Source organism: Clavibacter sp. A6099, from assembly GCF_021919125.1.
Taxonomy (GTDB): Bacteria; Actinomycetota; Actinomycetes; order Actinomycetales; family Microbacteriaceae; genus Clavibacter; species Clavibacter seminis.
In genome coordinates this window covers 2,210,903-2,231,560 of the sequence record NZ_CP083439.1, presented here as the reverse complement: position 1 = coordinate 2,231,560, position 20,658 = coordinate 2,210,903, and the positions used below count along the sequence as shown (strand labels likewise).

The following is a 20,658-nucleotide window of genomic DNA, read 5'->3' as shown; positions in this document are numbered from 1 at the left end:
GGGCAGCGTCCCGTCCGGCCCGGCGTCCTGCCCGTGACGGCGGCGCGGGATAACGTGGGGCGCATGGCTACGAGCACCAGGTCGACCAGCCGCGCCGGGAAGACCTCCTCGGGCGCGCCGCGCGCCACGCCCCCGCGCAAGGGGCGCACCGCGGACACCAAGCAGCAGACCGTCGCCTACCCCGTCCAGTCGGAGCGGCGCGGCCCGCTCGTCGCCGCGTGGATGGGCCTCGCGCACGCCACGGGCGCCCTCTTCCGGGCGCTCGGTCCCGAGAAGCTCGCGAAGGAGGAGCGCCGCGACGGCATCCCCTTCCTCCTCGTGGTGCTCGCGATCGCCGGCGTCGTCGTCGAGTGGTTCAACCCGCTCAACGACGTGGCCATGGCCTTCGACGCCTACACGTTCGGCGGGCTCTTCGGCCGCGTGGCGTTCGCGCTGCCCATCGTGATGGTGCTCCTCGCCCTCTGGCTCTTCCGCCACCCGTCCTCGGTGAGCGACAACGGGCGGATCGGCGTGGGCGTCTCGCTCCTCCTCGTCTCCATAGCCGCGCTCTGCCACGTCTTCAACGGGGCGCCGGATCCGCGCGACGGCATGCTCGCGCTCGCCCGCGCCGGCGGCGTCCTCGGCTGGGTGCTCGCGGCCCCGCTGTCGCTGCTCATCACGCCGATCGGCGCGGGGATCGTGGCCGGGATCCTCCTGGTGCTCTCCCTCTTCATCATCACGCGCACGCCGCCGAACCGCGTCGGCATGCGGCTGCGCGAGCTCTACTCGTATCTCTTCGGCGCCCCGCCGGTGGACGAGGAGCAGCGCGCCGCCGACCGCGCGGCCCGCAAGGCGCAGGCGACCGAGCAGGTCGAGCTCGAGGGGCTCGACGACGACGGCCCGGTCGACACCGACAGCCTCCCGTGGTGGCGGCGCAACCGCAGCCAGCGCGAGGACGCGCCCGCGTTCGACAGCCCGGTCCTCGCGCCGCACGCGGGATCCGACGACCGCGACGACACGACCGGCCGCGCCGCCGCCGAGGCGCCCACGACCGTCATCGACCGCACGGTGGATCCCGACGCCTCCCGCCCCGAGCCCGGCGCCTTCTCGGGCGACGACGCCGCGACCCGCCGCATCGACCTCGACGCGCCCGTCGATGCGACGGCAACCGCGATCCTGCCCTCCGTCCCCGTGCACCCGACGGGGATCCGCGACGACGACGAGCCCGCGGTCCTGCCCGGCTTCGAGGACGACGGCTCCGACGCCCCGATCGTGTCGGGGGAGTCCGACACCCCCCAGGCCCCGTACCGCCTCCCCGCCGCGAGCACCCTCGCGCCCGGCACGCCCGCGAAGTCGCGCTCGTCGGTCAACGACGAGGTGGTCCGCGCGCTCACCGAGGTGCTCACCAACTTCCAGGTCGACGCGACGGTCACCGGCTTCTCCCGCGGACCGACGGTCACCCGCTACGAGCTCGAGCTCGCGCCCGGCGTCAAGGTGGAGCGCGTCACGGCGCTCGCGAAGAACATCAGCTACGCGGTCGCGTCGAACGAGGTCCGCATCCTCTCGCCCATCCCGGGCCGCAGCGCCATCGGCGTCGAGATCCCGAACACCGACCGCGAGATCGTCTCGCTCGGCGACGTGCTCCGCTCCTCGGCGGCCACGAACAGCGCGCACCCGATGACCATCGGCGTCGGCAAGGACGTCGAGGGCGGCTACGTCATCGCCAACCTCGCGAAGATGCCCCACCTCCTGGTCGCGGGATCCACGGGCTCCGGCAAGTCGAGCTTCGTCAACTCCATGATCACGTCGCTCCTCATGCGGGCGAAGCCGAGCGACGTGCGCATGGTCCTCATCGACCCGAAGCGCGTCGAGCTCACCATCTACGCGGGCGTCCCGCACCTCATCACGCCGATCATCACCAACCCGAAGAAGGCGGCCGAGGCGCTGCAGTGGGTGGTGAAGGAGATGGACATGAGGTACGACGACCTCGCCAGCTTCGGCTTCCGCCACATCGACGACTTCAACAAGGCCGTCACGAGCGGGTCCATCGTGCTCCCCGAGGGCAGCGAGCGGACGCTGCGCCCGTACCCCTACCTCCTGGTCGTGGTCGACGAGCTGGCCGACCTCATGATGGTCGCGCCGCGCGACGTCGAGGACTCGATCGTCCGCATCACGCAGCTGGCGCGCGCCGCCGGCATCCACCTCGTGCTCGCCACGCAGCGGCCGTCGGTCGACGTCGTCACGGGCCTCATCAAGGCCAACGTGCCATCGCGTCTCGCGTTCGCGGTGTCGAGCATGACCGACTCCCGCGTGATCCTCGACCAGCCGGGCGCCGACAAGCTCATCGGCCAGGGTGACGGCCTCTTCCTGCCCATGGGCGCCAACAAGGCGGTCCGCGTGCAGGGCGCGTGGGTGCAGGAGGCCGAGATCGCCAAGGTCGTCGAGCACGTGACCCGCCAGGCGCGGCCCGAGTACCGGCAGGACGTCGCGGTCGCGGCCGAGCGCAAGGAGATCGACGCGGACATCGGCGACGACCTCGAGGTGCTGCTCGCGGCCGCCGAGCTCGTCGTCAGCACGCAGTTCGGATCCACGTCGATGCTGCAGCGGAAGCTCCGCGTCGGCTTCGCGAAGGCGGGCCGCCTGATGGACCTGCTCGAGGCGCGCGAGATCGTGGGCCCGTCCGAGGGATCCAAGGCACGCGACGTCCTCGTCTCGGCAGAGCAGCTCCCCGGCGTGCTCGCGACCCTGCGCGGCGAGACCCCCGCGGCGCCGCCGGCTCCCGCCGCGCCCGCGCCGACGGCCGCTGCCCCGACCGCGCCGCCCGCCGCCGACGCGGAAGACGGGAACCGCTACCCGTCGGATCCGCTCCACAAGGACCTGGACGCGTACGAGCAGGTGGAGGCCGAGGGCGACGACGACGCCTGGGGCCTCACAGGAAGGGACTGACCCATGTCCGAGCGGAGCGCATCCGGCACCGCAGGCACCGGGGCGCCGCGCATCTGGCGCGCGGGCGACTCCCCGGCGAGCCCCTGGAACGTCGCCAACGTCCTCACGATCGTGCGGATCCTGCTCGCCCCCGTCTTCGTCGTCCTCCTCGTGGCGGACGACGGCGCCGACGGCCCGCTGCGGTACGCCGCCGCGGCCCTCTTCATCGTGGCCATCGCGACCGACGGCGTCGACGGGCACATCGCCCGCAGCCGCAACCTCGTCACCGACCTCGGCAAGCTCCTCGACCCCATCGCCGACAAGGTGCTCACGGGCGCGGCGCTCGTGATGCTCTCCGTGCTCGGCGAGCTGCCGTGGTGGGTCACCATCGTGATCCTCGTGCGCGAGCTCGGCATCACGGCGTACCGCTTCGCCGTGCTCCGCGACCGGGTGGTCGCGGCGTCCCGCGGCGGCAAGCTCAAGACGATCGCGCAGGCCGTGGCGATCAGCGTCGCGCTGCTCCCGTCGTGGGACGTGGTCGGCGACGGCATGCACGTCGTCAACACGGTGCTCATGTCGATCGCCTTCGTCCTCACGGTCCTCTCGGGCCTCGACTACATGCGCCAGGCGCTGCGGGCGGAGCGCGCGTCGTGAGCGCGGCGGACGACGTCCCCGTCGAGCAGCTCGCCGAGCGCGTCATCGCCGCCCTCGTGGCGAGCGGCCGGCGCATGGCGGTCGCGGAGTCGCTGACGGGCGGCCTGCTCACCGCCGCCCTCGTGGGAGTCCCCGGCGCCTCCCGGGCGCTCCTGGGCGGCATCGTGTCCTACGACACCGCCCTCAAGCGCACGATCCTCGGGGTCGAGTCCTCGATCCTCGCGGTCCACGGCGCGGTCCACCCTGACGTGGCGAGGCAGATGGCCCGCGGCGTGCGCCAGGCATGCGCGATCGACGGGCGCCCCGCCGACATCGGCGTGTCGACGACGGGCGCCGCCGGTCCGGACCCCCAGGACGGGCAGCCGCCGGGCACGGCCTTCGTCGGCCTGTCCATCGACGGCGACTCGCGCGCCATCGCGCTGCACCTCGACGGAGACCGCCAGGCGGTCCGCGCGGGTGTCGTCCGGGCGGCCCTCGAAGCCCTCGTCCACGCGCTCGAATCGGGCGGGAACATCTGATGCGGCTCCCGCGTTGTCGTAATCACGTTCACAAGCAACGCCCAGTGCCCCTGCTTAGCCTGAGTCCTCGGCCAGATGGTCACCCATCAGCCCCGGACCTCCGGTTCGATCAGGCACCAGGCGCAACGAGGAGGCTCCCGTGGTTCTAGTCCGTCAGGAGATCGGCGACGTCCTTCGCGACTTCCGCCTGCAGAAGGGGCGCACGCTCCGGCAGGTCGCCAGCAAGGCGAGCGTCGCCCTCGGGTACCTCAGCGAGGTCGAGCGGGGCCAGAAGGAGGCGTCGAGCGAGATCCTCGCGTCCGTCGCCGACGCGTTGGACACCCCCATCTCCGTCATCATGCGCGAGGTCGGCGACCGCCTCGCCGTCATCGAGGGTCTCAACCCCATCCCCGACACCATCCCCGACGACCTGGTCGCCGGCTTCGACAGCGACCTCGTCGCGCGCTGACCTCTCCTCCACGGCCTCCCGCCCCGCTCGTCCTCGTGACGGGCGGGGCGTCGTCGTGCAGACGGCAGCAGGTAGCGTGGTCTGCATGCGACTGAGCGAGTTCCAACGGGCCGTCTCCGACGAGTTCGGCGCCGGCTACGGACCGGTGCTCGTCGCGGACCTCGTGCTCGGCGACCTCGGCGGGCGCACGTGCGCGCAGGCGCTGAAGGACGGTACGCCCGCCCGCGAGGTCTGGCTCGCCCTCTGCCGCGCGCAGGAGGTGCCGCGCGCGCGCTGGAACGGCGCCGGGGTGCCCGAGCCGCGCGCCTGACGCTCCCGTCCGCCGCAGCTCCTCGTCCTCGACGCGCTGCGGATCCGTCGTCGACACGCGGCGCGTCGTTCGAATATCCCTTCGAACGCGCGTAGTCTCCCCACAGGAGCGATTCGAAGCGCGGACTGCACAGGTCCGGCCACTCCGGCAGCGATGTCGGCGGCGCCGCATAACGTGCACCTCGCGGAGATCACCCGTCGCCTTGTCGGCACCGGACCCCGCGGCCAGCGGGAGCGGAGCGACAGCCTGCAGGCAACCCACCTTCGACACGAGGAGCACCCCATGGCATCATCGGCAGACCGCGAGAAGTCACTCGAGACCGCGCTCGCACAGATCGACCGGCAGTTCGGCAAGGGCTCGGTCATGCGGCTGGGCAGCGACGAGCGCGCCCCCGTCGCCGTCATCCCCACCGGTTCCGTCGCGCTGGACGTCGCGCTCGGCATCGGCGGGCTCCCGCGCGGCCGCATCGTCGAGATCTACGGCCCGGAGTCCTCGGGAAAGACCACGCTCACGCTGCACGCCATCGCCAACGCGCAGCGCGCCGGCGGCATCGCGGCGTTCATCGACGCGGAGCACGCGCTCGACCCGGAGTACGCGAAGAAGCTCGGCGTCGACATCGACGCGCTCCTCGTCTCCCAGCCCGACACGGGTGAGCAGGCGCTCGAGATCGCCGACATGCTCGTGCGCTCGGGCTCCATCGACCTCGTCGTCATCGACTCCGTCGCGGCGCTCGTGCCGCGCGCCGAGATCGAGGGCGAGATGGGCGACTCGCACGTCGGCCTCCAGGCGCGGCTCATGTCGCAGGCGCTCCGCAAGCTCACCGGTGGGCTCAACCAGACGCAGACCACCATGATCTTCATCAACCAGCTGCGCGAGAAGATCGGCGTGTTCTTCGGCAGCCCCGAGACCACGGCGGGCGGCAAGGCGCTGAAGTTCTACGCGTCCGTGCGCCTCGACATCCGCCGCATCGAGACCCTGAAGGACGGCACCGACGCGGTCGGCAACCGCACCCGCGTCAAGGTCGTCAAGAACAAGATGGCACCGCCCTTCAAGCAGGCGGAGTTCGACATCCTCTACGGCACCGGCATCTCCCGCGAGGGCAGCCTCATCGACTTCGGCGTCGAGCACGAGATCGTCCGCAAGTCGGGCGCCTGGTACACCTACGACGGCGACCAGCTCGGCCAGGGCAAGGAGAACTCGCGCAAGCACCTCCTGAACAACCCGGAGATCGCCGCCGAGATCGAGCAGAAGATCAAGGTCAAGCTCGGCCTCGTGAAGGACCCGAACGCCGTCGCCGACGCCGCCGCGGATTCGGCTCCCGCGCCGGTCGCGGCCGTCGCGCCGAAGGCCTCCGCCCGCAAGAGCGCCTGACCCGGCGCACCCCGGCGGGGCGCATCGCACCGATGCGCCCCGCCACCTGCACCATTCCGGCTCTTCCCCGATGGCGCCCGGCGCCAGCAGGGGACGACCCATCCGAGGACGGAAGCACCATGGTCAGATTCCCCTCCGAGGGCGAGCAGGGCACGGGCCCCGGGCCCGACGAGATCGCGCCCGTCGCCTCACTCGCCGCGCGGCGTTCGCGGCGAGAGGCAGCCCGGCCGACCGTCGAGCCCGCGTCGCCCGCCGCGGAGCCGCCCGCGGCTCAGGTCGCGCCGACGCATCCCGCACGCGGCCGGACGGTCACCGAGGTGGACGGCATCGTCACGATCGGTGCCGCCGTCGACGCGTCGGAAGCCGGTCGTGCGCTCGCGGCGCAGGAGCGCATCGCGGAGGCGCGGCGAGTCCTCGCCGAGGCCGAGGCCCAGGCCACGCGAGGGTCGGGGGATGCGGCTCCCGCATTCCCCGACGGGCCCCGGTCCGAGCCGGCGTCCGAGGACGACTCGACCCCCGCCGCATGGCGCGCCGAGCAGGAGCGCACCGAGCGAGCGCGCGCCAAGGCGGAGCAGGACGAGGCGTACCGGAAGGACATGCTCCGGCTCGAGGAGGACCGCGTCGAGGACGAGCGTCGCGAGGCGGAGGCGGAGGAGGAGCGCGCTGCTGAGCGGACGCCCGAGCGGCAGCGGCGTCGGGCGGACAACGTCCTCGCCAACCGCCTACGCGGTCGAGGGCTCTCGCTCGCCGAGGCGCGCGAGGTGCTCGACGGTGCGGAGATCGACGCGGACATCGCGGAGGAGACGCTCGCCAGGTACGTCTCCCTGCAGTACATCGACGAGGCCGCGCTGGCGGAGCAGATCCTGCACACGCACCTCGACCGCAAGGGCCTCGGTCGGCGGTCGGTCGAGATGGAGATGCGCCGCCGCAAGCTCGATCCCCTCGTCATCGAGGAAGCCATGGCCGAGCAGCCCGACGACGAGCTCGCGCGCGCCACCGAGGTCGCGATGAAGCGCGTGGGTCAGCTCTCGTCGTACGACGACGAGACGGCCGAGCGGCGCCTGACTTCGTTCCTGATGCGCCGCGGCTACGGGGGTGGCGTCGTGCGCGATGCGGCGAAGGCCGCGCTCGCCACCCGCCGCGGCTCCTCCCGCGTGCGCTTCCGCTGACCTGCTCGTCGGGAGGCGCGACGCGTCCGCGCACGTAGGATCGAGCCATCATGAGCACCCTCGCCGAGCACGTCCGCGACGCCCCGCCCGCAGCTGAGCGGCCCCGGACGTACGAGGTCCGCACCTACGGGTGCCAGATGAACGTGCACGACTCGGAGCGGCTCACGGGATCGCTCGAGGCCGCCGGTTACGTGTCGGCCGAGGGCGCCGAGGCCGACATCGTCGTCATCAACACGTGCGCCGTCCGCGAGAACGCGGACAACAAGCTCTACGGCAACCTCGGCCATCTCGCCGGTGTGAAGCGCCGGCACGAGGGCATGCAGATCGCCGTCGGCGGATGCCTCGCGCAGAAGGACCGGGCGACCGTCCTCGAGAAGGCGCCCTGGGTCGACGTCGTCTTCGGCACCCACAACATGGGCGCCCTGCCGACGCTGCTCGAACGTGCGCGGCACAACGGCGAAGCGCAGCTCGAGATCCTGGAGAGCCTCGAGACGTTCCCGTCCACGCTGCCCACGAAGCGCGACGAGATCGCGAGCGGGTGGGTGTCGATCTCGGTGGGGTGCAACAACACCTGCACGTTCTGCATCGTGCCCGCCCTGCGCGGCAAGGAGAAGGACCGACGGCCGGGCGACATCCTCGCCGAGATCCAGGCGCTCGTGGACGACGGCGCCGTCGAGGTCACCCTGCTCGGCCAGAACGTCAACTCCTACGGCGTCGAGTTCGGCGACCGGCAGGCGTTCGGCAAGCTGCTCCGCGCCGCGGGCGCCATCGAGGGCCTCGAGCGCATCCGCTTCACGAGCCCGCACCCGGCCGCCTTCACCGACGACGTGATCGACGCGATGGCCGAGACGCGGGCCGTGATGCCGCAGCTGCACATGCCGCTGCAGTCCGGATCCGATCGTGTCCTCAAGGCGATGCGCCGGTCGTACCGGTCCGAGCGCTTCCTCGGGATCCTCGACCGCGTGCGCACGCGCATCCCGGACGCGGCGATCACGACCGACATCATCGTCGGCTTCCCCGGCGAGACGGAGGAGGACTTCCAGGAGACCCTCCGCGTCGTCGAGGCGGCCCGCTTCTCGTCCGCGTTCACGTTCCAGTACTCGATCCGCCCGGGGACTCCGGCCGCGACGATGGAGGAGCAGGTGCCCGCCGATGTCGTGAAGGAGCGCTACGGACGCCTCACCGCGCTCCAGGAGCGCATCAGCCACGAGGAGAACGAGCGTGTCGTCGGCCGCACGGTCGAGGTGCTGGTCAGCGCGCACGAGGGTCGCAAGGACGGCGACACCCGCCGGGTCACGGGGCGCGCGCAGGACGGCCGCCTCGTCCACCTCGACGTGCCCGCGGGCAGCGGCGAGCCGCGGCCAGGAGACGCCGTCGAGGTCGAGATCACGCGGGCGGCGCCGTTCCACCTCATCGCGGACTCGGTCGACCAGGCCCCGCTGCGCATCCGCCGCACCCGGGCGGGCGACGCGTGGGAGCGCGCGCAGGCCGACTCCTGCGGCGTGCCCGCGCCCGCGGCAGGCGCCAGCTCGAACGGTGCACCGCGCGTCTCGCTCGGGCTGCCCTCGCTCCGCGTGCCGACCATCGCATCCGCGGGCGCGGTCGACGGGTCCGCGCACCCGCGCCACCGCGCGTGATCCCGATCGTCGCGGTCGTCGGCGCCACCGGCACCGGCAAGTCCGGGCTGTCCCTCCACATCGCGGAACGGCTGCGGTCGCAGGGTCGCGCTGCGGAGATCGTCAACGCGGACGCCATGCAGCTGTACCGCGGCATGGACATCGGCACGGCCAAGCTGCCGGAGGCCGAACGTGGTGATGTGCCGCACCACATGCTCGACGTCCTCGACGTGACCGCCGAGGCGACCGTGGCCGCGTACCAGGAGGAGGCGCGCGGGGTGATCACCGGCATCCTCGAACGCGGTGCGGTCCCGATCCTCGTCGGCGGATCCGGACTCTACGTCTCGTCGGTCCTGTTCGACTACGAGTTCCCCGGCACGGACCCCGAGATCCGACGGCGCCTGGAGCGGGAGCTCGCGGAGACCGGGCCGGGCATGCTCCATCGACGCCTCCGGGAGCTCGACCCGGCCGCAGCCCAGCGGATCGGCGCGCACAACGGGCGGCGCCTCGTGCGCGCGCTGGAGGTCGTCGAGATCACGGGTCCGCAGCCGGAGCGTGCGTCCGCCGAGCCGCGCCCGTGGCACCCCGCGCGGATCCTGGCGCTCACGCTGCCGCGCGAGGAGCTCGTGCCGCGGCTCGACGCCCGCGTTTCCGGCATGTGGGCAGACGGCCTCGTCGACGAGGTCGCCGGGCTGCTGCCCGCGGGGCTCGCGGACGGTGTCACCGCGTCCCGCGCCATCGGCTACGCGCAGGCGGCGCGACAGCTCGCGGGGGAGCTCACCGAGGAGGAGGCGATGGAGGAGACGCGTGCGCTCACCCGTCGCTACGCGCGGCGGCAGGTGTCGTGGTTCGGTCGCTACGCCGACGCGGTGCGGCTCGACGCGCGCGACGAGCGGCTCCTCGAGAACTCGCTCGACGCCCTCCCGGCGGCGCGCCCGTAGGCTGGAGGGATGGCAGACCTGCAGTTCACCAAGGGCCAGGGCACGGGCAACGACTTCGTGCTGTTCGCGGATCCCGCGGGCGAGATCGACCTGACCGACACGCAGGTGCAGGCCCTCTGCGACCGCCACTTCGGCATCGGCGCCGACGGGACGATACGCGCGGTGCTCTCGAGTCGCATCCCCGAGGGCCGCGCCGCCCTCGAGGAGGATCCGGACGCCGAGTGGTTCATGGACTACCGCAACGTCGACGGCAGCCCCGCCGAGATGTGCGGCAACGGGATCCGCGTCTTCACGCTCTTCCTCATCGAGAACGGCCTCATCGAGCTGCCCCCGGGACGCACGATCCCCATCGGCACCCGGGCTGGTGTCCGCGACGTCCAGCGCAGCGGATCCGGCTTCCAGGTCGACCTCGGCCGCTGGGAGCTGGCGGGGGGCGAGCCCCTCGTGCGCGCCAAGGACCTCCAGGTCGCGCGTCCGGGCCTCGGCATCGACGTCGGCAACCCGCACGTGGTGGTCGCGCTGTCGAGCGAGGACGAGCTCGCGGAGGCCGACCTCGCGTTCGTGCCGCAGCTGGATCCCGAGCCCGCCGCCGGCGCGAACGTCGAGCTGGTGGTGCCGGCGGATCCGCTCGTCGTCGACGGGGTGGGCCACATCACCATGCGCGTCCACGAGCGCGGGAGCGGCGAGACGCTGAGCTGCGGGACCGGCGCCGCGGCGGCGGCCCTCGCGACGCGGCACTGGGCGGGCGCCGCAGCACCGCACCAGTGGCGCGTGCAGCTGCCGGGCGGTGCGCTCGGCGTCCGCATGTTCCCGACGGAGGACGGCGAGCACGTGGGCCTGTCGGGACCGGCCGAGCTGGTCTTCGACGGGGTCGTGGCGCTGGCCTGATCCGGTGAGGCGTCGGGCGACCGACGCGGGTGCCCGGTCCTAGGAGTCGGAGCCGCTGTCGGCGCGGTGCACGCGCAGCACCCGGAACCCCTTGTCGGACGCGGCACGCGTCGTCTCGAGGCCCGCGGGCAGCGCATCGACCAGCCAGCGCTGCAGCGAGTCGGATCCGAGGTTCCGCTGCACCACGAGCCAGGCGTCCGCGCCCGGGGCGAGCCGCGGCATCCAGTCGAGCAGGATGCCGTGCAGCGCCTCCTTGCCGACGCGGATCGGCGGGTTCGACCAGACGGCGGCGAACTCGAGATGCGCGGGGACGTCCTCGGGCAGCACGGCGTTGACGTTCTCGAGGCCGAGGGTCTGGGCGTTCGCCCGCGTCAGCGCAAGCGCCCGCTCGTTCACGTCGACGGCCCAGACGGTGGCCGCCGGCGACCGCATCGCCAGATCCAACGCGACGGGGCCCCAGCCGCAGCCCACGTCCAGCAGATGCCCCTCGGCAGGGGGCTCCGGGACGCTGCGCAGCAGCACCAGGGAGCCCTGGTCGACGTGCTCGGGGCTGAAGACGCCGCCGGCGGTCTCGACGTCCACCGTGCGTCCGCCGAGCTCGACCGTGATCGTGCGCGTGCGCAGGGGGCCGGCCGGCGACGGGGAGAAGTAATGCGCGTCGGCCATACCGGGACGATACCGGACGCCCGCGCTACGATGGGAGCACATGACAACGCACGACGAGCACGACCACGAGCCCGCGGACACGACGACGACGTCCACCGAGAACACCGACCGGGACGACGTCGTCGCGCGCGTCCTGGGCCGAGCGGAGAACCGGTCGGCCGGCTACGCGCTCTTCCGCGGGTCCGGTGCGCAGGCCCTGTCCGCGAACCCCGACACCGAGCAGGGATCGGACGGCGACCAGAGCGAGCGCGCCGACCGCCAGGCGCTGCGCCGGGTCCCCGGCCTCTCCACCGAGCTCGAGGACGTCACCGAGGTCGAGTACCGGCAGCTGCGCCTCGAGAACGTCGTGCTCATCGGCGTGTATTCGCAGGGGTCCGTCGACGACGCCGAGAACAGCATGCGCGAGCTCGCGGCCCTCGCGGAGACCGCGGGCGCGGTCGTGCTCGACGGCCTCCTGCAGCGCCGTCCCACGCCGGATCCCAGCACCTACTTCGGCCGAGGCAAGGCCGAGGAGCTGCGCGCGCTCGTGGCGGCGGTCGGCGCGGACACGGTCATCGCGGACACCGAGCTCGCCCCGAGCCAGCGGCGTGCGCTCGAGGACGTGGTGAAGGTCAAGGTCATCGACCGCACCGCGGTGATCCTCGACATCTTCAGCCAGCACGCCAAGAGCCGAGAGGGCAAGGCGCAGGTCGAGCTCGCGCAGCTGCAGTACCTCCTCCCGCGCCTCCGCGGGTGGGGCGACTCGATGTCGCGTCAGGCAGGTGGACAGGTCGGAGGCGCGGGCGCGGGCATGGGATCGCGCGGTCCGGGTGAGACCAAGATCGAGCTCGACCGTCGGCGCATCAACACGCGCATGGCGCGACTCCGCAAGCAGATCGCCGCCATGAAGCCCGCGCGCGACACCAAGCGCGCCAACCGCGACCGGCACTCGGTGCCCTCGGTCGCGATCGTCGGGTACACCAACGCCGGGAAGTCGTCGCTGCTCAACCGCGTCACGAAGGCGGGCGTGCTCGTCGAGAACGCGCTGTTCGCGACCCTCGACGCGACGGTGCGGAAGACCGAGACCGACCAGGGTCAGCTCTACACGCTGGCCGACACCGTCGGCTTCGTGCGCAACCTGCCGCACCAGCTGGTCGAGGCCTTCCGCTCGACGCTGGAGGAGCTCGCCGACTCCGACGTGCTCGTGCACGTCGTCGACGCGTCGCACCCGGATCCCGCTGCCCAGCTCGCGACCGTGCACGAGGTCATCGCGGAGGTCGACGCCTCGTCCATCCCCGAGATCGTCGTGTTCAACAAGAGCGACCTCGCCTCCGACGGCGACCGCGTCGTGCTGCGCGGCCTGGCACCGAAGGGCGTCTTCGTCTCGGCCCGCACGGGCGAGGGCGTCGAGGAGCTGCGTCGCCGGATCGCGGAGCTCCTGCCGCAGCCGACCATCGAGGTCGACCTCCTGGTGCCGTTCGAGCACGGCGAGGTCGTCGCCATGCTCCACGACGGGGCGAAGGTGCTCGAGACCTCCTACGTCGAGGAGGGCACGCGCGTGCGCGCGCTCGTGACGGCCGAGCAGCAGGCCCAGGTCCAGGCCTACTCGGTCGTGCCCGCGGTCTGACCCGCGCTGCACGACGTCCCGCGCATGCGAGAGCGGCCGGCCCCCTCGGGGACCGGCCGCTCTCGTGCGTCGTGCGCGGGGATCAGACGGAGCGCATGACCGCCACGACCTTGCCGACGACCTCGGCGAAGTCGCCGAGGATGGGCTCGAACGCGCTGTTGCGGGGGAGCAGCCAGGTGTGGCCGTCGCGCTGGCGGAAGACCTTCACCGTGGCCTCGTCGTCGAGCATGGCCGCGACGATGTCGCCGTTCTCCGCGGTCTTCTGCTGGCGGACGACGACCCAGTCGCCGTCGCAGATGGCCGCGTCGATCATCGAGTCGCCGACGACCCGCAGCATGAAGAGGTCGCCCTTGCCGACGAGCTGCCGGGGGAGGGGGAAGACCTCCTCCACCATCTGCTCGGCGGTGATGGGGATGCCGGCGGCGATGCGGCCGACCATGGGCACCATGGCGGCGTCGCCCACCGGCGTCGACGGCTCACCGCCCTCCGCGGCGCCCGAGCCGGGGAGGTCGATGAGGACCTCGAGGGCGCGCGGCCTGTTCGGGTCCCGTCGGAGGTAGCCGGAGAGCTCGAGCTGGTTGAGCTGGTGCGTGACGCTCGAGAGCGAGGCGAGGCCGACGGCGTCGCCGATCTCGCGCATGCTCGGCGGGTAGCCCTGGCCGGCGATGGTGCGCTGGATGAACTCCAGGATCGAGATCTGCTTGTCGCTGAGGCTCTTGCGGCGCCTCGTCGCGCCGCCTCCCGCCGCTCGCTCGTCCGTCATGCCACGGCCCGCCTCTCGTCGCCGACGCCTCCGCGGCACGTCGACCCGGCGGGCCGACGCCCTCGCGGGGCGATGTCGGTGGTGCCCGATGGAATGGACACCAGGCACTCGAAACTGTATCCAGCCGAGGCACCCCGGGCAAACACCTGTTCGAGCGTGTCGCGCGCCCGGCGACCGTATCGAGGCGATGAGGGCTTGCGGAGGGCTCGTTTCGAATGTATGTTCGGAACACAGCTTCGCACCCGGCTCTCCCGGCCGAGAGCCGGGTGCGAGCTGCCGGACCCGCATCGCATGCCACACCGCACTGCACCGCCGGGCGCGTCGCATCGACGCCCCACCGTCTCGCACGAGAGGTCACCATGAACACCGCAGCCACCACCCCCGCAGCGTCCACCCCCGTCGGCCCGTCCACCTCGCCCGTCGCGGAGGCCGCCGTCGCGCCCCGCACGCGCCTGCGCATCACGCGTCGCGGACGCCTCGTACTCACGGCCCTGGTCGCCACCCCGCTCGCGCTCGGCGCCGGCCTCGTCGCGCTCAACGGCGGCGCGGCCGTCGCGTCGAAGGACGCGTCGGGCACCACGTTCGAGTACGTCACCGTCTCCAGCGGCCAGTCCCTGTGGGACCTCGCGGAGGAGATCGCGCCGTCGGCCGACCCGCGCGACGTCATCGCGTCGGTCGTCGACCTCAACCGCCTGCCCTCGTCGGACGTCGCGGCGGGCCAGCAGCTCGCCGTCCCCACCGAGTACGCGCACTGATCCTCGGGCGACGCCCGCACGGTGCGTCGTGCGCACGGCGGTCCGCCGCCGCGCTCCCGGTGGCGGCCGGGAGCGCGGCGGGTGGAGGGGAACCGATCGGTAGCATGGAACCCATGAGCACCCTCGCGCGCACCGCGCACGTCACGCGGCAGACCAGCGAGTCCACCATCGACCTCCAGCTCGACCTCGACGGCACCGGTGCCTCCGAGATCAGCACGTCGGTGCCGTTCTACGACCACATGCTCACCGCCTTCGCGAAGCACTCCCTCACCGATCTCAAGGTCACCGCCACGGGCGACACGCACATCGACGTGCACCACACCGTGGAGGATGTCGGCATCGTTCTCGGCCAGGCCATCCGCGAGGCGCTCGGCGACAAGTCGGGCATCGCGCGCTTCGGCGATGCGCTCGTGCCCCTCGACGAGGCCCTGGTGCAGTCGGTCGTCGACATCTCCGGTCGTCCGTTCCTCGTCCACTCGGGTGAGCCCGCGGGGTTCGAGATGCACCTCATCGGCGGCCACTTCACCGGATCCATGGTCCGCCACGTCTTCGAGGCCATCACCTTCCACGCCGGCCTCACCGTGCACGTCACCGTGCTCGGCGGGCGCGATCCGCACCACATCGCCGAGGCGGAGTTCAAGTCCTTCGCGCGCGCCTTCCGTCAGGCCAAGGAGCTCGACCCGCGGGTGTCCGGCATCCCGTCCACCAAGGGCGCGCTGTGACGCGGCCCTCGGTCGTCGTCCTCGACTACGGGAGCGGCAACGTCCACTCCGCGGTCAAGGCGCTCGAGCTGGCCGGCGCGGATGTCGAGCTGACGGGCGACCCGAAGCGGGCGCACGAGGCCGACGGCCTCCTCGTCCCCGGCGTCGGCGCGTTCTCCGCCGTGATGACCGCGCTGCGTGCGGCCGGCGGTGACCGCGTCGTCGACCGCCGTCTCGCGGGCGGACGTCCGGTGCTGGGCATCTGCGTCGGAATGCAGGTCTTGTTCGACCGCGGCGTCGAGCGCGACGTCGACGTGGCCGGCCTGGGGGAGTGGCCCGGCACGGTCGATCGGATCGAGTCGGACGTGCTCCCGCACATGGGCTGGAACACCGTCGAGGCCCCCGAGGGATCCGCGCTGTTCGCCGGGCTCGAGGACGAGCGCTTCTACTTCGTGCACTCGTACGCCGCGCGCACGTGGGGGATCGACCCGCTCCCGCCGCTGCCCGCGCCCCGCGTCACCTGGGCCACGCACGGAGAGCGGTTCGTCGCCGCCGTCGAGAACGGCCCCCTCTCCGCCACGCAGTTCCACCCCGAGAAGTCGGGCGCGGCCGGGATCCGGTTGCTCGCGAACTGGCTCGGCACGCTCCGCGCCGCCTGACGCATCCGACCCGCCGCCCTGCGCGGCATCCCGCACGCCCGCGCCCCATCGATGGAAGGCCCCATGAGCGAGTTCACCAGCACCCCCCGCCTGACCCTGCTGCCCGCCGTCGACGTGGCGGGCGGCCAGGCCGTCCGCCTCACGCAGGGCGCGGCCGGCACCGAGACCGGCTACGGCGACCCCGTGGACGCCGCCCGCGACTGGGCGGAGCAGGGCGCCGAGTGGCTGCACCTCGTCGACCTCGACGCCGCGTTCGGCCGCGGGGACAACCTGTCGGTGATCTCCCGTGTGATCCGCGCCATCGACGGCGTGCAGATCGAGCTGTCCGGCGGGATCCGGGACGACCGCTCGCTCGACGTGGCGCTCGAGAGCGGCGCGACGCGGATCAACCTCGGCACCGCCGCGCTGGAGAACCCCGAGTGGGCGGCCAGCGTCATCGCGCAGCACGGCGAGGCCGTGGCGGTGGGGCTCGACGTCCGCGGCCGCACGCTCTCCGCGCGCGGTTGGACGCAGGACGGGGGCGACATCTGGGAGGTCCTCGAGCGCCTCGAGGACGCCGGGTGCGCGCGCTACGTCGTCACCGACGTCACCAAGGACGGCACGCTCCAGGGCCCGAACCTGCAGCTGCTCCGGGACGTGCTCGAGCGCACCGAGCGCCCGGTCGTCGCCTCGGGCGGCGTCTCGAGCCTCGACGACATCCAGGCTCTCCGCGAGCTCGTGCCGCTCGGCCTGGAGGGCGCCATCGTCGGCAAGGCCCTGTACGCGGGCGCGTTCACGCTCGGCGAGGCGCTCGACATCGCCGGGGAGCGATGACGGGATCCTCCTCGCACGCCGACTCGGCCGGGACCCCCTGGGCGGGCCGGTCGTTCGAGCCCACCCCGTTCCCGGACGACGACGGATCGGCGCCGCCCGCCGTCGCGGCCGCGCTCGCGCGGCACGGTCGCGGCGAGGTCGGGCAGGCCGCGGTCGTGGACGCGCTCCGCGACGCGCGCCTGCTGATCCCGCTTGTCGCCCGCCTCGGCGAGGAGGGTGAGGGCGCGCACGGCCTGAAGGCGGACAAGAGCGCCGAGCTGTCGATCATCACGGTGGCCGGGCCCGACGGGCGCACCGTCATGCCGGTCTTCACATCCGTCGCCGCGATGGGCAGGTGGAACCCCGCCGCGCGTCCCGTCCCGGCCGACGCCGTCCGTGTGGCGCTGGCCGCGGCGAGCGAGGAGACCGACCTCGTGGTCGTCGACCCGATGTCCGACACGGAGTTCGTCCTGCGGCGGCCGGCGGTGTGGGCGGTCGCCCGGTCGCTGCCGTGGACCCCGAGCCCTGAGGACCCGGAGGTGGTCGCGGCGCTGGAGGCGAGCGTCGCCGAGGAGCCCGCGGTCGTGTCCGTGAGCACGGCACCGGGCGATCCGCGCGCACGCCTCGAGGGCCCGGAGCTGATGATCGCGCTGGAGCTCGTCGACGGCCTCGACCGCCCGGCGCTCGACGCGCTGCTGGCGCGGCTGCAGGGGGAGTGGTCACGGAGCGCGGTCCTCGCCGACCGGGTCGACAGCATGGGGCTCCGGATCACGTCCGCGCGCTGACCCGCGGGCGCGGCTCGCGAGCCCCGGCGGGCGGCTGGCCTAGGAGACGGGGCCGGTGTACTTCTCGCCGGGTCCCTTGCCGACGGCGTCGGGGTACGGCGACGCCTCGCGGAAGGCGAGCTGCAGGGAGCGGAGGCCGTCGCGGAGGCTGCGCGCGTGCTGGTCGCCGAGCTCCGGGGACGCGGCGGTCACGAGGCCCGCGAGCGAGATGATGAGCTTCCGCGCCTCGGCGAGGTCGGTCTGCGTGGCGGGGTCGTCGGCGAGCCCGCACTTGACGGCGGCGGCGCTCATCAGGTGGACGGCCGTGGTCGTGATGACCTCCACGGCGGAGACCTCCGCGATGTCGCGCGCGTACTGGTCGGCGACGAAGTCGGCGGTGTCGTCGTCCGCGACGCCCGCGACCGAGGTGCCGTCGCCGGTCGCGGCGGGCTCCTCGAAGCGGTGCACGTGGGCGTCGGCCGGACCGGCGGACGCGGGGTCGGCGGGTGCGGTGGTCGCGGGGTCGGGCTGGGCCTGGTCGGTCATGTGAGTCCTCGGGCTGGGTGGCGGTGCCGGATGGCGGAGGCGGCGGGAGCTCGTCGTGGCCGCCCTTCCGGGGCGGGGTCGGCGTCTGCTATGCTGATCGACGGCTCCGGGGCTGTCACAGTCCCGGTTCGAAAGAGGATTGATCTCCCACCCGCGCTTGACCGCCTCCATAGGTTACCGGGTCGATTTCGCTCCCCCGTCCGAACGGCTCCCCAACGGGAACCGCGCAGGACGGGAGCCCCGCATCATGCGGGCATGGGCGTGTTGCCGAGTGCGACGGATCCGTCGCACCCTGGTGAAGAACCCTCCTCGTCTCGAATCCGAGCGGCTCCCCGAGAGCCGCCGGGCCACCCGAAGACACGAATAGGAGCAGTCCATCAGCGATCCCCGTACCAACGATCGAATCCGAGTTCCCGAGGTTCGCCTCGTTGGCCCAGCAGGCGAGCAGGTCGGCGTCGTATCCATCGACGTCGCACTCCGGCTCGCGCAGGAAGCCGACCTCGACCTCGTCGAGGTCGCGCCCAATTCCAAGCCCCCCGTGGCGAAGATCATGGACTACGGCAAGTTCAAGTACGAGGCCGCGCAGAAGGCCAAGGAAGCGCGTCGCAACCAGGCGAACACCATCCTCAAGGAGGTGCGCTTCCGCCTGAAGATCGACAAGCACGACTACGAGACCAAGCGCAAGCGCGCCGAGGGCTTCCTGCAGGACGGCGACAAGGTCAAGGCCATGATCCTGTTCCGCGGGCGCGAGCAGTCGCGTCCGGACCAGGGCGTGCGACTGCTCAAGATGTTCGCGGAGGACGTCGCCGAGTTCGGCAGCGTCGAGTCCACCCCCACGATCGACGGCCGGAACATGGTCATGGTCATCGGACCGCACAAGAACAAGTCCGAGGCCAAGGCCGAGGCCAACGCGAAGCGCGACGCCACCAAGGCGAGCGCACGAGAAGCGAGAGAAGAGAACAATGCCTAAGCAGAAGACCCACTCGGGTGCCAAGAAGCGTTTCAAGGTCACCGGCAGCGGCAAGATCATGAAGCAGCAGGCGGGCATGCGGCACAACCTCGAGGTCAAGTCCTCCGGGCGCAAGGCGCGACTCAACCAGGACCAGCCCCTGGCCAAGGCCGACATGAAGGTCGCCAAGAAGCTCCTCGGCCGCTAGGCCCCTCGTCGTCCGCGACATCTGAACTCGAATAGGAATCACTGAAATGGCAAGAGTCAAGAGGGCCGTCAACGCCCACAAGAAGCGTCGGGTCATCCTCGAGCGCGCCGCCGGTTACCGCGGCCAGCGCTCGCGTCTGTACCGCAAGGCCAAGGAGCAGGTCACCCACTCCCTCGTCTACGCGTACCGCGACCGCCGTGCGAAGAAGGGCGAGTTCCGCCGCCTCTGGATCCAGCGCATCAACGCCGCCGCCCGCGCGAACGGCCTCACGTACAACCGCCTCATCCAGGGCCTCTCGCTCGCCGGCGTCCAGGTCGACCGCCGCATCCTCGCGGAGCTCGCGGTCCACGAGCCCGCGACCTTCGCCTCGCTCGTGCAGACGGCCAAGGCCGCCCTGCCCGCGAACACCTCGGCCCCCAAGGTCGCGGCGAACGCCTAGCACCTCCCGCACCACCGCCGACGGCGCGTCCCCAACCGGGGGCGCGCCGTTAGTGTTGCAGGCATGCTCGACAATCCCCGCTCCCCGCGTGTCCGTGGCGTCGCCAAGCTCGCGAAGCGGGATGCACGCGCCGACACGGGCCTCTTCCTCCTCGAGGGGCCGCAGGCCGTCTCGGAGGCGCTCGCGTTCCGGCCCGACCTCGTCCAGGAGCTGTTCGCGACCCCCACGGCCCTCGATCGCTACCCGGACCTCGCGCGCGCCGTCCGCGAGGCCGGCGTCGAGGTCGAGTTCGTCACCGAGGACGTGATCGCGTCGATGGCCGACACCGTCACTCCGCAGGGCGTGGTGGGCGTGTGCCGGCAGTTCCCGACGTCGCTCAAGCAGATCCTCGGCGACGACCCGCGCCTCATCGCGATCCTCGAGGAGGTGCGCGACCCCGGCAACGCCGGCACCATCATCCGGGCGGCCGATGCCGCGGGCGCCGACGCGGTGATCCTCACGGGCCGCTCCGTCGACCTCTACAACCCCAAGGTCGTGCGCGCCACGACGGGCTCGCTCTTCCACCTGCCGGTCGCGATCATGCCCGAGCTCGACGCTGTGCTCGAGCGCGTGAAGGCGGCGGGGCTCCAGGTCCTCGCCGCGGACGTCAAGGGCGACGACCTCCTCGCGGAGCGCACGTCGGGCGGGCTCGCCGGCCCCACGGCGTGGCTCTTCGGCAACGAGGCCCGCGGCATCCAGGACGAGCACCTCGCCCTCGCCGACCGCGCCGTCGTCGTGCCGATCTACGGCCAGGCCGAGTCGATGAACCTCGCGACGGCCGCCTCCGTCTGCCTCTACGAGTCGGCGTTCGCGCAGCGCGCCTAAGCGTCACGCGCCGGACACCCGGCGGATGCGCGTCGTTCGGGTGCGCGCCGGCACCGCCCCTGATCGGCGGAAACGCGGCCGACGCGTCACGATGGGGTGACGATGCCCCGCGGAAACGCGGACGAAA

The 20,658-nt window shown here is 72.5% G+C and carries 23 protein-coding genes; 20 read left to right on the top strand and 3 right to left on the bottom strand.

Going from position 1 to position 20,658, the window contains the following annotated elements:
• Window positions 1-63 precede the first annotated feature (63 nt).
• The 10 genes from KYT88_RS10540 (at window position 64) to dapF (ending at window position 10,819) form a co-directional block, all read left to right on the top strand.
• Window positions 64-2,925, top strand: coding sequence for an FtsK/SpoIIIE family DNA translocase (locus KYT88_RS10540; protein WP_119374042.1), 2,862 nt, complete (start codon window positions 64-66; stop codon window positions 2,923-2,925).
• 3 nt (window positions 2,926-2,928) lie between these two features.
• On the top strand, window positions 2,929-3,558 hold the full coding sequence (pgsA, locus tag KYT88_RS10535; RefSeq protein WP_081840913.1) for a CDP-diacylglycerol--glycerol-3-phosphate 3-phosphatidyltransferase: 630 nt from the start codon (window positions 2,929-2,931) through the stop codon (window positions 3,556-3,558).
• Entirely contained in the window at window positions 3,555-4,076 is a 522-nt protein-coding gene (locus KYT88_RS10530) for a CinA family protein (RefSeq protein WP_043584880.1), read from the top strand. Before pgsA ends, KYT88_RS10530 begins: the two co-directional genes overlap by 4 nt.
• Before the next feature lie 139 nt (window positions 4,077-4,215).
• Complete coding sequence (locus tag KYT88_RS10525; RefSeq protein WP_012298599.1) at window positions 4,216-4,524, top strand: helix-turn-helix domain-containing protein; 309 nt, start codon at window positions 4,216-4,218, stop codon at window positions 4,522-4,524.
• 85 nt (window positions 4,525-4,609) lie between these two features.
• Window positions 4,610-4,834, top strand: coding sequence for a DUF3046 domain-containing protein (locus tag KYT88_RS10520; protein ID WP_043584890.1), 225 nt, complete (start codon window positions 4,610-4,612; stop codon window positions 4,832-4,834).
• A 282-nt stretch (window positions 4,835-5,116) separates the two neighbouring features.
• The gene (gene recA, locus KYT88_RS10515) at window positions 5,117-6,205 is read left to right on the top strand and encodes a recombinase RecA (RefSeq protein ID WP_043584877.1); all 1,089 of its coding nucleotides are present in this window, start codon (window positions 5,117-5,119) and stop codon (window positions 6,203-6,205) included.
• A gap of 119 nt (window positions 6,206-6,324) precedes the next feature.
• On the top strand, window positions 6,325-7,374 hold the full coding sequence (locus KYT88_RS10510) for a regulatory protein RecX (protein ID WP_237583639.1): 1,050 nt from the start codon (window positions 6,325-6,327) through the stop codon (window positions 7,372-7,374).
• 50 nt (window positions 7,375-7,424) lie between these two features.
• Window positions 7,425-9,011, top strand: coding sequence for a tRNA (N6-isopentenyl adenosine(37)-C2)-methylthiotransferase MiaB (miaB, locus tag KYT88_RS10505; RefSeq protein ID WP_043584875.1), 1,587 nt, complete (start codon window positions 7,425-7,427; stop codon window positions 9,009-9,011).
• Window positions 9,008-9,931 carry a tRNA (adenosine(37)-N6)-dimethylallyltransferase MiaA gene (gene miaA, locus KYT88_RS10500; protein ID WP_043584873.1) on the top strand — a complete coding sequence of 308 codons (924 nt, stop codon included), beginning with the start codon at window positions 9,008-9,010 and terminating at the stop codon, window positions 9,929-9,931. Before miaB ends, miaA begins: the two co-directional genes overlap by 4 nt.
• Before the next feature lie 9 nt (window positions 9,932-9,940).
• Window positions 9,941-10,819: a diaminopimelate epimerase gene (gene dapF / locus KYT88_RS10495; RefSeq protein ID WP_043584871.1), complete on the top strand. Its 879-nt coding sequence runs from the start codon at window positions 9,941-9,943 to the stop codon at window positions 10,817-10,819.
• A 39-nt stretch (window positions 10,820-10,858) separates the two neighbouring features.
• Here dapF and KYT88_RS10490 read toward each other — a convergent pair whose 3' ends face one another.
• Complete coding sequence (locus KYT88_RS10490) at window positions 10,859-11,485, bottom strand: class I SAM-dependent methyltransferase (protein ID WP_043584869.1); 627 nt, start codon at window positions 11,483-11,485, stop codon at window positions 10,859-10,861.
• Window positions 11,486-11,525: 40 nt separating this feature from the next.
• Between KYT88_RS10490 and hflX the strand changes: the two genes are divergently transcribed.
• Window positions 11,526-13,091: a GTPase HflX gene (hflX, locus tag KYT88_RS10485; protein WP_043584867.1), complete on the top strand. Its 1,566-nt coding sequence runs from the start codon at window positions 11,526-11,528 to the stop codon at window positions 13,089-13,091.
• A gap of 82 nt (window positions 13,092-13,173) precedes the next feature.
• Here the strand turns inward: hflX and lexA are convergent, their stop codons facing one another.
• Window positions 13,174-13,854: a transcriptional repressor LexA gene (gene lexA / locus KYT88_RS10480; protein ID WP_043584866.1), complete on the bottom strand. Its 681-nt coding sequence runs from the start codon at window positions 13,852-13,854 to the stop codon at window positions 13,174-13,176.
• Window positions 13,855-14,213: 359 nt separating this feature from the next.
• Between lexA and KYT88_RS10475 the strand changes: the two genes are divergently transcribed.
• From KYT88_RS10475 to KYT88_RS10455, 5 genes are all read left to right on the top strand, one after another.
• Window positions 14,214-14,609 (top strand): hypothetical protein, encoded by a 396-nt coding sequence (locus KYT88_RS10475; RefSeq protein ID WP_043584864.1) that lies wholly within the window; start codon window positions 14,214-14,216, stop codon window positions 14,607-14,609.
• A gap of 113 nt (window positions 14,610-14,722) precedes the next feature.
• Complete coding sequence (hisB, locus tag KYT88_RS10470) at window positions 14,723-15,331, top strand: imidazoleglycerol-phosphate dehydratase HisB (protein WP_043584862.1); 609 nt, start codon at window positions 14,723-14,725, stop codon at window positions 15,329-15,331.
• Entirely contained in the window at window positions 15,328-15,969 is a 642-nt protein-coding gene (hisH, locus tag KYT88_RS10465) for an imidazole glycerol phosphate synthase subunit HisH (protein WP_043584860.1), read from the top strand. The genes hisB and hisH overlap by 4 nt, the downstream gene beginning before the upstream one ends.
• A gap of 63 nt (window positions 15,970-16,032) precedes the next feature.
• Window positions 16,033-16,782: a bifunctional 1-(5-phosphoribosyl)-5-((5-phosphoribosylamino)methylideneamino)imidazole-4-carboxamide isomerase/phosphoribosylanthranilate isomerase PriA gene (gene priA / locus KYT88_RS10460; protein ID WP_043584858.1), complete on the top strand. Its 750-nt coding sequence runs from the start codon at window positions 16,033-16,035 to the stop codon at window positions 16,780-16,782.
• The gene (locus KYT88_RS10455) at window positions 16,779-17,546 is read left to right on the top strand and encodes an SseB family protein (protein WP_043584857.1); all 768 of its coding nucleotides are present in this window, start codon (window positions 16,779-16,781) and stop codon (window positions 17,544-17,546) included. The genes priA and KYT88_RS10455 overlap by 4 nt, the downstream gene beginning before the upstream one ends.
• Window positions 17,547-17,585: 39 nt before the next feature.
• On the opposite strand, the gene KYT88_RS10450 is transcribed toward KYT88_RS10455, so the two are convergent.
• Window positions 17,586-18,071, bottom strand: a complete 486-nt coding sequence (locus KYT88_RS10450; RefSeq protein ID WP_043584855.1) for a DUF1844 domain-containing protein — start codon at window positions 18,069-18,071, stop codon at window positions 17,586-17,588.
• A 376-nt stretch (window positions 18,072-18,447) separates the two neighbouring features.
• On the opposite strand from KYT88_RS10450, the gene infC reads away from it, so the two are divergent.
• The 4 genes from infC (at window position 18,448) to KYT88_RS10430 (ending at window position 20,531) form a co-directional block, all read left to right on the top strand.
• Entirely contained in the window at window positions 18,448-19,041 is a 594-nt protein-coding gene (infC, locus tag KYT88_RS10445; RefSeq protein WP_015490649.1) for a translation initiation factor IF-3, read from the top strand.
• Window positions 19,034-19,228, top strand: coding sequence for a 50S ribosomal protein L35 (rpmI, locus tag KYT88_RS10440; RefSeq protein WP_015490648.1), 195 nt, complete (start codon window positions 19,034-19,036; stop codon window positions 19,226-19,228). Before infC ends, rpmI begins: the two co-directional genes overlap by 8 nt.
• A gap of 46 nt (window positions 19,229-19,274) precedes the next feature.
• Window positions 19,275-19,667, top strand: coding sequence for a 50S ribosomal protein L20 (rplT, locus tag KYT88_RS10435; protein WP_012038696.1), 393 nt, complete (start codon window positions 19,275-19,277; stop codon window positions 19,665-19,667).
• Between the two features lie 63 nt (window positions 19,668-19,730).
• Window positions 19,731-20,531: a TrmH family RNA methyltransferase gene (locus tag KYT88_RS10430; RefSeq protein ID WP_043584852.1), complete on the top strand. Its 801-nt coding sequence runs from the start codon at window positions 19,731-19,733 to the stop codon at window positions 20,529-20,531.
• Window positions 20,532-20,658: the final 127 nt, after the last annotated feature.

Coding starts and splice junctions, on each gene's coding strand:
- pgsA (WP_081840913.1), top strand. CDS start 2,929: ATGTCCGAGCGGAGCGCATCCGGCACCGCAGGCACCGGGGCGCCGCGC.
- KYT88_RS10510 (WP_237583639.1), top strand. CDS start 6,325: ATGGTCAGATTCCCCTCCGAGGGCGAGCAGGGCACGGGCCCCGGGCCC.
- lexA (WP_043584866.1), bottom strand. CDS start 13,854: ATGACGGACGAGCGAGCGGCGGGAGGCGGCGCGACGAGGCGCCGCAAG.
- KYT88_RS10540 (WP_119374042.1), top strand. CDS start 64: ATGGCTACGAGCACCAGGTCGACCAGCCGCGCCGGGAAGACCTCCTCG.
- KYT88_RS10455 (WP_043584857.1), top strand. CDS start 16,779: ATGACGGGATCCTCCTCGCACGCCGACTCGGCCGGGACCCCCTGGGCG.
- KYT88_RS10430 (WP_043584852.1), top strand. CDS start 19,731: ATGCTCGACAATCCCCGCTCCCCGCGTGTCCGTGGCGTCGCCAAGCTC.
- priA (WP_043584858.1), top strand. CDS start 16,033: ATGAGCGAGTTCACCAGCACCCCCCGCCTGACCCTGCTGCCCGCCGTC.
- KYT88_RS10490 (WP_043584869.1), bottom strand. CDS start 11,485: ATGGCCGACGCGCATTACTTCTCCCCGTCGCCGGCCGGCCCCCTGCGC.
- rplT (WP_012038696.1), top strand. CDS start 19,275: ATGGCAAGAGTCAAGAGGGCCGTCAACGCCCACAAGAAGCGTCGGGTC.
- rpmI (WP_015490648.1), top strand. CDS start 19,034: ATGCCTAAGCAGAAGACCCACTCGGGTGCCAAGAAGCGTTTCAAGGTC.
- dapF (WP_043584871.1), top strand. CDS start 9,941: ATGGCAGACCTGCAGTTCACCAAGGGCCAGGGCACGGGCAACGACTTC.
- recA (WP_043584877.1), top strand. CDS start 5,117: ATGGCATCATCGGCAGACCGCGAGAAGTCACTCGAGACCGCGCTCGCA.
- KYT88_RS10520 (WP_043584890.1), top strand. CDS start 4,610: ATGCGACTGAGCGAGTTCCAACGGGCCGTCTCCGACGAGTTCGGCGCC.
- miaB (WP_043584875.1), top strand. CDS start 7,425: ATGAGCACCCTCGCCGAGCACGTCCGCGACGCCCCGCCCGCAGCTGAG.
- hisB (WP_043584862.1), top strand. CDS start 14,723: ATGAGCACCCTCGCGCGCACCGCGCACGTCACGCGGCAGACCAGCGAG.
- KYT88_RS10450 (WP_043584855.1), bottom strand. CDS start 18,071: ATGACCGACCAGGCCCAGCCCGACCCCGCGACCACCGCACCCGCCGAC.
- KYT88_RS10475 (WP_043584864.1), top strand. CDS start 14,214: ATGAACACCGCAGCCACCACCCCCGCAGCGTCCACCCCCGTCGGCCCG.
- hflX (WP_043584867.1), top strand. CDS start 11,526: ATGACAACGCACGACGAGCACGACCACGAGCCCGCGGACACGACGACG.